This is a genomic window from Marinobacterium marisflavi, from assembly GCF_982447095.1.
On record NZ_OZ457898.1, the window covers coordinates 395,347 to 408,493 of the forward strand.

Annotated in this window: 12 protein-coding genes; 8 read left to right on the forward strand and 4 right to left on the reverse strand. The window is 51.5% G+C overall.

Annotated features, from left to right (window positions below; all coding sequences use genetic code 11):
• The first annotated feature begins 80 nt into the window (after positions 1-80).
• A complete protein-coding gene (locus AC1WNR_RS01825) occupies positions 81-596 on the forward strand; it encodes a hypothetical protein (RefSeq protein ID WP_481642836.1) in 516 nt (171 codons plus the stop codon).
• A 58-nt stretch (positions 597-654) separates the two neighbouring features.
• Here the strand turns inward: AC1WNR_RS01825 and glpD are convergent, their stop codons facing one another.
• Both glpD and AC1WNR_RS01835 read right to left on the reverse strand, forming a co-directional pair.
• Positions 655-2,187, reverse strand: coding sequence for a glycerol-3-phosphate dehydrogenase (glpD, locus tag AC1WNR_RS01830; RefSeq protein WP_481642837.1), 1,533 nt, complete (start codon positions 2,185-2,187; stop codon positions 655-657).
• A 144-nt stretch (positions 2,188-2,331) separates the two neighbouring features.
• The gene (locus AC1WNR_RS01835; protein WP_481645351.1) at positions 2,332-3,099 is read right to left on the reverse strand and encodes a DeoR family transcriptional regulator; all 768 of its coding nucleotides are present in this window, start codon (positions 3,097-3,099) and stop codon (positions 2,332-2,334) included.
• A gap of 259 nt (positions 3,100-3,358) precedes the next feature.
• On the opposite strand from AC1WNR_RS01835, the gene AC1WNR_RS01840 reads away from it, so the two are divergent.
• From AC1WNR_RS01840 to glpK, 7 genes are all read left to right on the forward strand, one after another.
• Positions 3,359-5,092 carry an ABC transporter substrate-binding protein gene (locus AC1WNR_RS01840; protein ID WP_481642838.1) on the forward strand — a complete coding sequence of 578 codons (1,734 nt, stop codon included), beginning with the start codon at positions 3,359-3,361 and terminating at the stop codon, positions 5,090-5,092.
• 63 nt (positions 5,093-5,155) lie between these two features.
• Entirely contained in the window at positions 5,156-6,220 is a 1,065-nt protein-coding gene (locus AC1WNR_RS01845) for an ABC transporter ATP-binding protein (RefSeq protein ID WP_481642839.1), read from the forward strand.
• 8 nt (positions 6,221-6,228) lie between these two features.
• Positions 6,229-7,317 (forward strand): ABC transporter ATP-binding protein, encoded by a 1,089-nt coding sequence (locus AC1WNR_RS01850; protein ID WP_481642840.1) that lies wholly within the window; start codon positions 6,229-6,231, stop codon positions 7,315-7,317.
• Between the two features lie 2 nt (positions 7,318-7,319).
• Complete coding sequence (locus tag AC1WNR_RS01855) at positions 7,320-8,183, forward strand: carbohydrate ABC transporter permease (protein ID WP_481642841.1); 864 nt, start codon at positions 7,320-7,322, stop codon at positions 8,181-8,183.
• Between the two features lie 11 nt (positions 8,184-8,194).
• Complete coding sequence (locus tag AC1WNR_RS01860; protein ID WP_481642842.1) at positions 8,195-8,992, forward strand: carbohydrate ABC transporter permease; 798 nt, start codon at positions 8,195-8,197, stop codon at positions 8,990-8,992.
• Positions 8,992-9,270 (forward strand): DUF2160 domain-containing protein, encoded by a 279-nt coding sequence (locus tag AC1WNR_RS01865; protein ID WP_481642843.1) that lies wholly within the window; start codon positions 8,992-8,994, stop codon positions 9,268-9,270. The genes AC1WNR_RS01860 and AC1WNR_RS01865 overlap by 1 nt, the downstream gene beginning before the upstream one ends.
• A complete protein-coding gene (glpK, locus tag AC1WNR_RS01870) occupies positions 9,270-10,775 on the forward strand; it encodes a glycerol kinase GlpK (RefSeq protein WP_481642844.1) in 1,506 nt (501 codons plus the stop codon). The genes AC1WNR_RS01865 and glpK overlap by 1 nt, the downstream gene beginning before the upstream one ends.
• 135 nt (positions 10,776-10,910) lie before the next feature.
• Here glpK and AC1WNR_RS01875 read toward each other — a convergent pair whose 3' ends face one another.
• Together AC1WNR_RS01875 and AC1WNR_RS01880 are read right to left on the reverse strand one after the other, a co-directional pair.
• On the reverse strand, positions 10,911-11,900 hold the full coding sequence (locus AC1WNR_RS01875) for a TauD/TfdA family dioxygenase (RefSeq protein WP_481642845.1): 990 nt from the start codon (positions 11,898-11,900) through the stop codon (positions 10,911-10,913).
• Positions 11,901-12,012: 112 nt separating this feature from the next.
• Positions 12,013-13,137 carry a Gfo/Idh/MocA family protein gene (locus tag AC1WNR_RS01880; protein WP_481642846.1) on the reverse strand — a complete coding sequence of 375 codons (1,125 nt, stop codon included), beginning with the start codon at positions 13,135-13,137 and terminating at the stop codon, positions 12,013-12,015.
• Positions 13,138-13,147: the final 10 nt, after the last annotated feature.

Sequence of the window (13,147 nt, forward strand, 5' to 3'; positions counted from 1 at the left end):
GTTTGTTTAGCAGTTTCTCCCCAGATCACTGAATTGATATACTGCGCGCCGTCGATTTTTTTGAGGTTATTTTTGTGGGAATGGTTGCTGCCCTCTGGGGCTTTGCAGGGATTTTTCTGCTGCTATCCAGCGCAATTTATCGCCTAACACCGATGGCGTTAGATATTCCCTTTGCTGAGATCGGCCTATTTCATTGGGTCGTGCTGGTAGTTTGGGTGCTGATGATGGCTTACTCGGAAGGCTACAAAGGCTTCCAGAAGAACTTCTCGCCGCGCGTTGCCGCGCGTATCCGTTATTTGCGCCACCACCCGACACCGGTTCGTTTTCTGCTGGCTCCGGTTTTCTGTATGGGGTTTTTCTATACAACACGCAAACGCAAAATTGTCGCATTCAGTCTGACGACCGGTATCATTTTGCTAATTATTCTCGTGCACTACATCCCTCAACCTTGGCGCGGAATCATCGATGCCGGAGTCGTTGTTGGACTGACTTGGGGGCTGACCTCGATGACGCTCTACACCATTCAAGCGATGGTACGAGATCACTTTCATCACTCACCCGAGACGCCCTGTAACAATACCAGTAGCCCTAACTAGAGTTATGAAGTAGAGCCGATCAACGCCAATCGCTCCTGAATCGGCTGCATACCTGCCGTCAATGGCTCGATAGCGCTCCTACATGGTTGCTGGCGTACCGAACTTCTTGGAGCGCTAGATAGTCCTCAAGCTGCTGCTGTTGCTCTTGCGATAGACGTAAACCCTGCTTCGTTCTGCGCCACAGCACATCCTCGGCCGTCACAGCCCATTCGTTCGCTATCAGATAATCGACCTCACAAGCGAATAGTGTCGCGCCGAAGTGTTGCCCCATATCTTCTACGCATGTCCGACCGGTGAGCACCTCATGAGTCAAAGTGCCGTAGGTGCGCACGTAGCGTTTGCGCACGAGCTCGGGTAGCCAGGGGTATTGGCTTGCCAGTTCGGTATTGAGCGATTGATGATCACTAAAATCGCCGCCTGGCATCGTTGCGCTCTTGGTCCAGGCTTTTCCAGCCTGTGGAAAGTGCCTGCAAATCGCGTTTGTTGCTGCTTCGGCCAGCTTACGATAGGTCGTGATTTTGCCACCAAATACAGATAGTAAGGGGGCTGAGCCTGCAGGCGCATCCACCTCAAAGGTGTAATCACGTGATGCCTTCTGTGCCGATCCACCTTCGTCATCCATCAGTGGGCGCACACCGGAGTAACTCCAAACCATATCGGCGGGAGTTAGCTGTCTCTTGAAGTGTGCGTTTACAACACCCAGCAGATACTCTATCTCCTCATCAGAGATTGTCGCTTTCTTGGGATCGCCGGTGTAATCAACATCTGTGGTGCCAATGAGCGAGAAGTCATCTTCGTAAGGGATAACGAAGACGATGCGGTTGTCCTCATTCTGAAGGATGTAGGCTTCGTCATGATCGTAAATCTTTGGCACAACCATGTGGCTGCCTTTGACCATGCGTATCTCTTTAGGTGCTGGCGTATGCAGTGCCTCTCCGAAGAGCTTGCTGACCCAGGGCCCAGCTGCGTTTACGAGCGCCTTTGCCGAGACAGAACGTTTCTCGCCGGTCTGCATATCCTCAGCCTCGATGATCCAGAGGTTGCTCTCTCTTTTTGCGGAAGTTACTTTGTTGCGAGGCAGAATGCTTGCACCATGCTTTTGTGCCTCCAGAGCGCAGTAGACAACCAGTCGAGCATCATCAACCCAACCATCTGAATACTTAAATCCCTTTCTAATGGTATCTTTCAGTGGGGAAGACGAGTCAAAACGCACTCCCTCAGAGGCCCTCAAGGTCTCCCGTTTAGCGAGATGGTCATACAGAAATAATCCTATGCGGATCATCCACGAAGGCCGAAGGTGCGGGCGATGTGGAAGAATAAACCGAAGAGGCCACATAATGTGGGGCGAGTTGCGCAGCAGTGACTCGCGCTCTGCTAGAGCCTCTTTAACCAGTCTGAACTCGTAGTGCTCGAGATAACGGAGTCCGCCGTGGATTAATTTGCTGGAATTCGAAGAGGTTGCCGCTCCGAGGTCGTGCATCTCGATCATCGCGACCTTTAGACCGCGTCCCGCTGCATCCATCGCAATGCCCGCACCGTTAACGCCGCCACCAACAACGACAACATCGAAAACCTGTTCAAGTTGAGCCATAAAACTAACCGCACCACATACTGAATTGTTGAAGTTTACTATTTCAATCTAATATCGAACATAAACGAATTAAAAAGAAAAATAAACGAAAATAAAGTAAAAATAGTTAGTGCTTTGTTACGGCTGTTTTCGATTTTGCTTCAGTTATGAAGATTGTGGACAGTGAAGTTGAACGCCATAGGATTTGATAAGTTCTGGATACTCCCCACCGGGACAATCGTCCGTATAGAGATCATCGATCTGTTCTAATGTGCCCAGCCTTACCATTGCGCTGCGCCCAAACTTACTTGAATCCGTACACAGCATTACGCGGCGTGAGTTTGCGATGATTGCTTGGGCTACCTTTACCTCGCGGTAATCGAAGTCGAGCAGGGTCCCATCCGCCTGGATTCCGCTAATACCAATAATCGCGAAATCCATTTGGAACTGCCTTATCAGGTCTACAGTGGCCTCACCTATTATGCCGCCATCGCTGTGCCTCACTTCGCCGCCTGCGATGATGACTTGAAAATCTTCTCTCTGAGAGAGGATCGAAGCGACGTGTAAGTTGTTGGTCACAACCTTCAATGCCTCTTTCTGTAACAGCTCTCTAGCGATGGCTTCAGTTGTTGTACCAATGTTGATGAATAGAGATGAGCCATCGGGTATGTCTCTGGCGACCATTTTCGCGATAGCGTTCTTTGCTGAGGTTCCTTGCGTTTGACGGGTGTTATACGCGGTATTCTGCGTGCTTGACTCTATGCCGGCCCCGCCGTGATGGCGGACTAGATGGCCGGAGTCTGCGAGTTGGTTTAGGTCCCGTCTTACGGTCTGAGGGGTCACGTCAAATAATTCAACTAGCTCATCTATGCTGACGAATCCGGTCTCCTCAAGTATCTCGAGAATTCTGTCTTTTCGTAATTGCTGCTTCATAGCGGCCTCTTTTATTCCCTCTCTAATCGTTGTTATCGGGAAGTCTACGTCAATTTTCGTAAACTCGCTCTGGCTTCTGTAATAATTCCTCCAATATTGATTCACTAAGTCTCGGTACGAATATCTTAGGCACAAAATACGAACATAGTCGAACATAAAAATTTTCCTTTACTTTCGATTTTTACTTTGGCACATTTTGGAAAGCCGATGGAGCCTCCGTCTCAGCGGCGACAAGAATAATTAACAAGGAGATGAAGCTATGCGTAAGCAACTTGCTGTAGCAGTAGCGCTGGCGTCAATGACGCTTACAGGTCAAGTTCAGGCAGATATCGCTGCGGCTAAGAAGTGGATCGAGTCTGAATTCCAACCCTCATCACTCTCTCAGGAACAGCAAGTTTCAGAGATGCAGTGGTTCATCGACGCTGCCAAGCCATATGCGGGCATGGAGATCAACGTCCTATCAGAAACCATTCCTACTCACACCTACGAATCGACAGTCCTAGCCAAAGCGTTCGAAGAGATCACTGGTATAAAAGTGAACCATCAGCTGCTAGGCGAAGGTGAAGTGGTTCAGGCTGTTCAGACTCAAATGCAGACCAAGCGTAATCTTTACGATGCGTATGTAAACGACTCTGATCTTATCGGTACTCACTCACGACTGCAGCTTGCCTACAGTCTGACAGACTTAATGAACGGCGCGGGCAAGGATGTTACTAGTCCAACGTTAGACCTCGATGATTTCATGGGGCTGCAGTTTACAACGGGTCCTGATGGTGAGGTCTACCAGTTACCCTCGCAGCAGTTCGCCAACCTATACTGGTTCCGCAAAGACTGGTTTGATCGTGAAGATCTGCAGGCACAGTTTAAAGCTAAGTACGGTTACGATTTGGGTGTGCCAGTTAACTGGTCGGCTTACGAAGATATCGCAGAATTCTTCTCTAATGACGTCAAGGAAATTGACGGCACAGCTATCTACGGTCACATGGACTACGGTAAGCGCGCTCCTGACCTAGGCTGGCGTATGACCGATGCGTGGCTCTCCATGGCAGGTGCCGGTTCGAAAGGCCTACCAAATGGTACTCCTATCGATGAGTGGGGTATCCGCATGGAAGAGGGTAGCTGTAACCCGGCGGGTGCAAGTGTAACCCGCGGCGGTGCCACTAACGGCCCTGCGGCTGTATACGCAATCCGCAAGTGGGATGAGTGGCTGCGTAATTACGCTCCTCCGGGCGCTGCATCCTACGACTTCTACCAGTCCCTGCCAGCATTGAGTCAGGGTAACGTAGCTCAGCAAATTTTCTGGTACACAGCGTTTACAGCTGACATGGTTAAGTCTCAGGCAGACGGTAACAACACGGTTGATGCGGAAGGTACTCCTCTGTGGCGCATGGCACCAAGCCCACATGGTCCATACTGGGAAGAGGGTCAGAAAGTCGGTTATCAGGACGTGGGCTCTTGGACAATTCTGAAATCTACCCCAGAAGATCGTGCAAAAGCGGCCTGGTTGTACGCACAGTTCGTTACCTCCAAGACCGTTGATGTTAAGAAGTCACATGTCGGTTTGACGTTCATTCGTGACTCTTCAGTTAACCACGAATCGTTCACAGAACGTTCACCAAAACTGGGTGGTTTGGTTGAGTTTTACCGTTCGCCTGATCGCAACATGTGGTCACCCACCGGTGTAAATGTTCCAGACTATCCGAAGCTGGCACAGATCTGGTGGCAGCAGATTGGTGACGTAAACTCGGGTGCGTTCACTCCGCAGGAAGCGATGGATCGCTTGGCTGAAGAGATGGACATCACCATGGCTCGTATGGAGCGCGCTGATAAAGGTGCAGAGGTATACGGTGGCTGTGGCCCACGTTTGAACGAAGAGAAAGACGCGTCCTACTGGCTGGGTCGTCCAGACGGTCCTAAGGCTAAGCTCTCTAACGAGAAGCCTCAGGGTATGACCGTGAACTACGATGAGCTCGTCAAGAGCTGGACTAACTAATTAGTCTACATGAGCCACTCCGCCGGAGTGGCTCATTTTTTTTCACTGTTTGAGAAAGTTGTCATGAAACTCGAACTTCGAGATGTATCGAAGCGCGTCGGCGCCGACATACATATCCATGAAACCAGTTTGGTTCTTGAATCCGGTGCATTTAATGTTCTTTTGGGGGCTACGAATGCCGGAAAAACTACGCTGATGAAACTGATGGCGGGTCTGGATACTCCGACCTCAGGTCAGGTTCTGTATGACGGCGTAGATATGACCAAAGCGCCGCCACAGCAGCGCAATATTAGTTTCGTTCACCAGTTCTTCATTAACTACCCTCACCTAAGCGTACGCGACAACATTACTTCGCCTCTGCGTCTTGCAAAGGTAAGTCCGTCTGAAATTAAGCGCCGCTTAGATGAAACGGCAGATTTGCTGCGCCTGGGGCCAATGCTGGATCGCCGTCCTCATGAGTTATCCGGCGGACAACAGCAGCGCTGCGCTCTGGCGCGCGCGATTATTAAAGATTCAGTAGTGGTTTTTCTTGATGAGCCACTCGCAAACCTTGATTACAAGCTGCGCGAAGAGTTGCGTTCAGAATTGCCGGGGATCTTTGCAGATCGTGGGGCGATTGTGGTTTACGCGACCTCTGAACCCGCTGAGGCTCTGATGTTGGGTGGTCATACTGCTGCCATGTATGAAGGTCACATTGCTCAATTTGGCAGTACCGCTGACGTCTACCGTTCCCCAGCGAATCTTAATGCGGCACAGGTATTCTCTGACCCACCGCTGAATATATCCAAAGTACAGAAGCGCGGTGGCTCGATCGCTCTTACGAACGCGTTTAGTTGGCCCGCGCAAGGTGAGGCGGCAACGCTGACTGAGGGCGAGTATACCTTGGGAGTGCGTCCGCATTTTGTAAGACCGAAACCGGATTCGGAAGCAAAAATACCCCTGCATGGCGATGTTAGGGTAACTGAGCTCTCCGGTTCCGAGAGTGTTGCTCACTTCCAATTGGACCACGAGGTCTGGGTATCTCAATCGGACGGCCTGCACCCATACAAAGTCGGAGAACGACATGATTTTTATCTTGATGACAGCCGCTGTTTCTTCTTCGGCGCTGACGGTCAGCGAGTTGTGTAGGGGGCAGTATGGCTAAGATTAAGCTCGAAAATATACGTCACTCCTACTACCCAAATCCAAAGAGTGAAGATGACTTCGCTCTAAAACGGGTACATTTTGATTGGCAGGATGGTGGTGCCTACGCACTTCTGGGGCCCTCGGGTTGTGGTAAGACAACACTTCTGAACATTATTTCAGGTCTCTTGGTGCCTTCACATGGCAAGCTGACGTTTGATCAGACTGATGTGACTAAGCTATCGCCTAAAGATCGTAATATCGCGCAGGTTTTCCAGTTTCCCGTCATATACGACACTATGTCTGTTTATGACAACCTTGCATTTCCGTTGAGAAATCGTGGTGTTGCAGAGGCTAAGATCGATGCAAAGGTCCGTGAAATCGCGGGCATGCTCGAGATCGAGGATATGCTCTCCAAGAAAGCTGCTGGGTTGTCGCCCGACAATAAACAGAAGATCTCTCTGGGTCGTGGCCTCGTTCGTGAAGATGTAAATGTCATCATGTTTGATGAGCCGTTGACTGTTATTGATCCGCACCTGAAATGGAAGCTCAGATCAAAGCTAAAAGAGCTTCACCAGCAGGTGAAAACAACGATGATCTACGTCACTCATGATCAGACCGAAGCTCTGACGTTTGCTGATCAGGTGGTCGTGATGAACTTTGGTCAAGTATTGCAGGTCGGCACGCCTGAAGCATTGTTCGATCGACCGGAACACACCTTCGTTGGCCACTTTATTGGTTCCCCAGGCATGAACGTGTTGCCGGCAGAGGTTAAGGACGGAGAGGTTTGGGTCGAAGGGCAGTGTGTTGCGGTTGATAGTCCTACACATGACCTTCCGGAAGGTCCATTGGAGATCGGGGTGCGCCCTGAGTTTGTGTCTCTGGCCGACAGTGGTGTGCCCGCCAAGGTTCGAAACTTGATGGACGTAGGTCGGCACAAGGTTCTGGAAACCCTGGTGGGTGACCGAAAAGTCAACGTCATCCTTGATGAACATCAGGAGATCAGCTCAGAGCAGGTATTCCTTCAATTTGAACAGTCTAGCACGCGCCTCTACGCCGACGGCTGGTTAGTTGATCTGCAGCACGAGTTTGAGGAGGCATAATAATGAAAACAGAGAACCCTAGAGCTTGGTTTCTAGTGCTGCCAGTAATTCTACTGGTTGCGTTTAATGCGTTGATACCGCTAATGACAGTGGTCAACTACTCCGTACAAGAAACTTTTGGTAATAACGTATTCTTCTGGCAGGGCGTTGATTGGTTTGAGCAGATTCTTCACTCAGAACGATTTCACGCGGCCTTAGGTCGGCAGTTCCTGTTTACAGGAATAATCTTGGCTATCGAGATCCCATTGGGTGTGGCGATCGCCTTGGCTATGCCGCGCAAGGGCATTTGGGTGCCGGTGTGCTTAATTCTGATGGCGCTACCACTACTTATCCCCTGGAACGTCGTTGGTGCGATGTGGAACATCTTCACTTTGCCTGACATCGGTCTGATGGGTTACGGCCTGAATAACTGGTTGGGTATCGATTACGATATGACTCAAAGCCCGTTAGCGGCGTGGGTGACGATCGTCGTAATGGATGTCTGGCACTGGACCTCGCTCGTGGTGCTGCTCGCATATGCTGGTCTGGTATCGATTCCGGATGCTTACTATCAAGCGGCCGAGATTGATGGTGCATCTAAGTGGTCGGTTTTCCGCTTCATTCAGTTGCCGAAGATGAAGCAGGTTTTGACGATTGCCATACTGTTGCGTTTCATGGACAGCTTCATGATCTACACAGAGCCTTTCGTTCTAACCGGAGGTGGTCCGGGTAACTCCACCACCCTGCTCTCTATCGATCTAGTAAAAGTGGCGTTAGGTCAGTTTGACCTAGGCCCTGCAGCTGCGATGTCGCTGATCTACTTCGCGATTACGTTGCTGGTTAGCTGGATTTTCTACACATTGATGACGAAAGAGTCCAAGGACTAGGAGAGGGTGCTATGAGACTTCGAAGCGTAGCTCCGCTACTTTACATTCTATTTTTGATGCTGCCTATTTATTGGCTAGTGTCGATGAGCTTTAAAACTACTAACGAGATACTCAGTGGGTTCTCCTTCTTTCCGCAGGTGTGGACTCTTGAGAACTACGCAGTGATCTTTACTGACCCAACTTGGTATTGGGGTTACATCAACTCTACGTTGTACGTGGCTATCAATACAGTCATCTCGCTGATGGTGGCTTTGCCCGCAGCTTATGCATTCAGTCGCTATCGCTTTATGGGTGATAAGCATCTGTTCTTCTGGCTGTTAACTAACCGTATGGCCCCACCAGCTGTTTTCGCACTGCCGTTCTTTCAGCTGTACTCGGCTGTTGGGTTGTTTGACACGCACATAGCAGTTGCACTTGCGCACTGTCTGTTCAATATACCGCTAGCTGTCTGGATCCTTGAAGGTTTTATGTCGAGCGTGCCGAAAGAGTTAGACGAAACGGCCTATGTCGATGGGTATTCGTTTAAGCGCTTCTTCGTTCAGATCTTCATGCCGAATATTAAGGCAGGTATTGGTGTGGCAGCTTTCTTCTGCTTCATGTTCTCCTGGGTGGAGTTGCTACTTGCGAAAACTCTGACAGCCGTGGACGCAAAGCCAATCGCAGCAACGATGACAAAGACAGCATCAAGTGCCGGATATGAGTTGGGGCTACTTGCAGCTGCAGGTGTGCTAACCATTATCCCTGGCGCGATTGTAATCTACTTCGTGCGCAACAATATCGCGAAAGGTTTCGCGATGGGGAGGGTCTAATGTTGAGTTGGATGGCATGGACGTGGCCAACGGCAGCAATTTTTGTCTTCATATTTTCTTGCATCGGAATTTTGGCCTTCCTCGAAGCCAAATACCCCGGAGGCGCCGAGCGAACTGGTGTATTTGGCATCACTACAACCCGCGGCGACAGGCTCTTTATCTCAATTCTAGGATCAGTATTTATTATGCTGGGCTGGCTGGGATTTATGGGCACCCCCTTGTGGGGAGGGCTTGCACTTTGTATCTTCTGGGCGGTATTCGTTTTTAGGAAGGTATAATGACAAAGTACATTCTCGCGATCGATCAGGGTACAACCTCGTCCCGCGCTATTGTGTTCGATACGAACCTGCGGCCGGTCTCTACCGGTCAGCAGGAGTTTGAGCAGATATTCCCGAACTCCGGCTGGGTCGAACACAACCCCGATGAGATCTGGTCATCCACAGTAGGCGTTTGCAGTGCAGCGATCGAGAAGGCAGGTATCTCTGCTGCAGATATCGCAGCAATCGGTATCACCAATCAGCGCGAAACCACCTTGGTCTGGGACAAAGCCACGGGTGAGACTGTCTACAATGCGATTGTTTGGCAGGATCGTCGCACCGCTGAGTTCTGTGAAGGCCTAAAACAGCAGGGTCACGAACCGCTCTTTACTGAGCGTACGGGATTACTGCTCGATCCTTACTTCTCTGGTACCAAGGTGAGCTGGATCCTCAATAATGTTGAGGGCGCTCGCGAGCGCGCTGAACGAGGTGAATTACTGTTCGGTACGGTGGACACCTATCTGATCTGGAAACTGACTGGCGGTGAGTCATTCGTTACCGACGCCACAAACGCTTCGCGCACGTTGATGTACAACATCCGAGACGGTCACTGGGACCAGGAGCTGCTCGATATCCTCGGCGTTCCGGCCAGCATGCTGCCTGAAGTAAAAGACTGTGCCGCTGATTTCGGTACCGCGCGCAAAGAGCTGTTTGGTGGGTATGCACTGCCTATCTACGGTGTGGCCGGCGATCAACAGGCAGCAACCTTGGGGCAGGCCTGTTTTGAACCTGGGATGTTCAAGTCGACCTACGGTACTGGTTGTTTTGCACTGCTGAATACCGGCGATAAATGCGTACATTCGAAGAACCGTCTGCTCTCCACGATCGCTTATCAGCTGGATGGTAAACCGACCTATGCTCTGGAAGGGTCCATCTTTATCGCTGGCGCGGTGGTTCAGTGGCTGCGTGATGGTCTGCAGATTATCCGCCACGCCAGTGAGACTGAGGCGCTTGCCTCGGGGGCTAAACCTGAAAACCGCGTCTATCTTGTGCCAGCGTTCACCGGTCTGGGTGCGCCCTACTGGGACTCTGAGTGCCGCGGCGCGATCTTTGGGCTCACTCGCGATACCGGATTTGCTGATCTTGCGCGTGCTGCTTTGCGTTCGGTGGGTTATCAGACACGAGACCTGTATGAAGCGATGCGTTCAGATTGGGAAGCGAGTAGCGGCGAGTCTGCAGAGGCCGTGCTGCGCATTGATGGCGGCATGGTAGCGAATGACTGGATGGCGCAGTCGCTAGCTGACATTCTGCAAGCGCCGGTGGATCGTCCTAAGGTCATAGAGACAACCGCTGTCGGTGCGGCCTGGTTGGCTGGCTATAGAGCGGGCATTTACCCAGCTCAAGGTGAGTTTGCCAAGACTTGGGCGTTAGAGCGCCACTTTGAACCGCAGATGAGCGCGGCAGATGCCGACGAGCGTTATGCTGGGTGGTTGGACGCGGTTAGGCGGGTTTTAACCAAGGGGTAGCCCAGGGTCGGGTAATGCGCTTTGCGTACAACCCTCGCACAGGACGTTTTTTTGCGTACGAGGGATGTACCGCGCAGCGGTATTTCCCGAAATTACACGAGACCCTAGGTCGGGTCTCGACCCGACCTGTTCTGCTTAGGCCGACTCTTTAAACGCGATAGAGGCCAGAATACGACGATCGCCTTCGAACGGCTGGCGAGCGTGCAGTACCGTGTGGTTGTTAATCCACAGCACGTCACCTTTCTCCCATTTGAAGTTCACACATTTCTCGTCCATTGCTTCGACTAGACGCGCCATAACGTCCGCATCGAGGTACTCCCCATTTGCCGTAAGCACAGCGGTTTCGCCTTTGTTGCGGCTATCGTTCCAGCCGGTGTAGACCGCCGCCAACGAGTTGAAGAACACTTTGCGATGGGTCTCTTTGTCTAGTCGAACGGCGGGTAGAACAGCGGTGTATGTCTTCACATCGCCGTTCTCCAACCACTCCCACTCCATGCCAGCGGCGCGCATCGCCTCCTCAGCCTGTTCGCGCGTCTCAACCTGGAAGGTATCTTTCCATGAACGACCAATAGCTGACGCAGTATCGGTTATCTCAGGCATCACGCGGATGTAGCGCACGCCTTGTTCCTCGACTTTGGCAGCAAACTCCGGGTTGAGTTCAAAGAAGGTGTCGCAAATCTCTGCCGAGTGCAGGATAGAAGTAGCTCCGCCCACTGGTGACGGAATGTCGCAGTAGAAGAAGATGTACCCGGGCGGTGTAGGTACCTGTGCCATCTCGTGGTGAAATGGGATCTTTTCAGTCGCCGGCGACTCATTTGCAGTGACAATACGCGAAGCGGTCACTTGTGTACGTGGCGCAGCCCCACCGATGTACGGCATATTTTCGTAGTTTGTATGGTCCAACATGCGTTCGAACGCATCTGAAGAGTCCACTGGGAACCCGCGGAACAGTACAGCTCCGTGCTTGATCAAGAGCTGGTGCAGCTCTTCGCGATTATCACTAATCCACTGGAGGCTGGATGCCTCAGTTGCACTTACCTCATCCGATGGCGGTGTGATCAGCAGTGGGAAATCTAAACCGTCTACCTGCTTCTGTTCTGCCAGTTTTGAAATTTGGATGCTCATGATGACTCCAGCTCTTTAAATCGCTTTCTCAATAAGGTGAATCAATAATGCATGAATCGCACCTTATCTGAAAAAACATCGCATGTAAATGATTAGTGTATGAATTTATTTATCAGCGGTAGCTCAGTCCCGAATCAACAATCTCTACAGCTCTACCTGTGCGCGCCGACTCTTGCGCCGCTAGGCCGAGAACGACAGCCTTAAGGCCGTCTTCGACAGTCACGTCTACCGCGCCGCCCTCGGTAATCGCACGGAAAAAGCCAACGTGCTGGTAGTAGGTTGATCCGTTGTGATCGCCGGCTGCCAAGATTGTCTCATCCACAGGAATATCCAGCTCGATCGGACCTTTAGGTTCGCGTGGGCTGATAACGAGTTTAGGAATGGGAGCGGCTCCCAGTGTCTCCGTTGGCCAGAAGCGGCCGGGGCCCGGTACAAAGCACTCTAACTTCGCTTTCGGTCCGATCGCGCAGATCTCCTCTTGGTATCGCGAGCCCTCGGCGAACATGTTTAGATCGAGCGATGCCCGTTTGCCGTTGGCGAAGTCGACAATCACAAAAGCGTTATCGATGATGTCAGGGGTCTTGCCGTCGTATGTTTCGTCAAGATGGTTAGCGTCTTGTCCGGTCGAGGCGTACACACGGATCGCCTCACCGCCCACGATTAAACGCATAAGGTCAAAGAAGTGGCAGCACTTCTCAACCAGAGTACCGCCTGTTTTGTGGTTGAAGCGGTTCCAATCCTGGACTTTTTCCAAAAATGGAAAACGGTGCTCGCGGATGGCTAGCATTTTCAGATCGCCGAGGTCTCCTGCGCTAATTTGCTCGCGAAAACGCGCTACCGGCGGCATGTACCGATACTCCATAGCGACCCAAACCGGCGCCGGGTGTTTTGCAGCGGCTTCATGCACTGCCACCGCTTGTTCTAGCGAGGTCACGATCGGTTTCTCAACCAAAATAGGGAGTGTAGTGCGCTTAAACAGTTGTAGCAGTTGATCAGCGTGCTGATAGTTGGGTGTAGTTATCACCAATGCATCTAATTCAGTGTCGCTGTCGAGTAGTTGCTCAAGCGTGTCGTAGCAGATGGCATCCGGAACCAGTTCTAGGCTGCGCGCACGCATCTGAGCGTCGGGCTCTACCAGCGCTACGACCGTTGCGCCATCTATCAGCGCTAGATTGCGCAGGTGCTCCTGTCCCATCATGCCTGAACCGAGTAGGCCGTACCGAACAACATGTGTCATTATCGAGATG

Bases quoted from the DNA above. Each gene is read 5' to 3' on its own strand.
- AC1WNR_RS01825 (WP_481642836.1), top strand. From the start codon at position 81: ATGGTTGCTGCCCTCTGGGGCTTTGCAGGGATTTTTCTGCTGCTATCC.
- glpD (WP_481642837.1), bottom strand. From the start codon at position 2,187: ATGGCTCAACTTGAACAGGTTTTCGATGTTGTCGTTGTTGGTGGCGGC.
- AC1WNR_RS01835 (WP_481645351.1), bottom strand. From the start codon at position 3,099: ATGAAGCAGCAATTACGAAAAGACAGAATTCTCGAGATACTTGAGGAG.
- AC1WNR_RS01840 (WP_481642838.1), top strand. From the start codon at position 3,359: ATGCGTAAGCAACTTGCTGTAGCAGTAGCGCTGGCGTCAATGACGCTT.
- AC1WNR_RS01845 (WP_481642839.1), top strand. From the start codon at position 5,156: ATGAAACTCGAACTTCGAGATGTATCGAAGCGCGTCGGCGCCGACATA.
- AC1WNR_RS01850 (WP_481642840.1), top strand. From the start codon at position 6,229: ATGGCTAAGATTAAGCTCGAAAATATACGTCACTCCTACTACCCAAAT.
- AC1WNR_RS01855 (WP_481642841.1), top strand. From the start codon at position 7,320: ATGAAAACAGAGAACCCTAGAGCTTGGTTTCTAGTGCTGCCAGTAATT.
- AC1WNR_RS01860 (WP_481642842.1), top strand. From the start codon at position 8,195: ATGAGACTTCGAAGCGTAGCTCCGCTACTTTACATTCTATTTTTGATG.
- AC1WNR_RS01865 (WP_481642843.1), top strand. From the start codon at position 8,992: ATGTTGAGTTGGATGGCATGGACGTGGCCAACGGCAGCAATTTTTGTC.
- glpK (WP_481642844.1), top strand. From the start codon at position 9,270: ATGACAAAGTACATTCTCGCGATCGATCAGGGTACAACCTCGTCCCGC.
- AC1WNR_RS01875 (WP_481642845.1), bottom strand. From the start codon at position 11,900: ATGAGCATCCAAATTTCAAAACTGGCAGAACAGAAGCAGGTAGACGGT.
- AC1WNR_RS01880 (WP_481642846.1), bottom strand. From the start codon at position 13,137: ATGACACATGTTGTTCGGTACGGCCTACTCGGTTCAGGCATGATGGGA.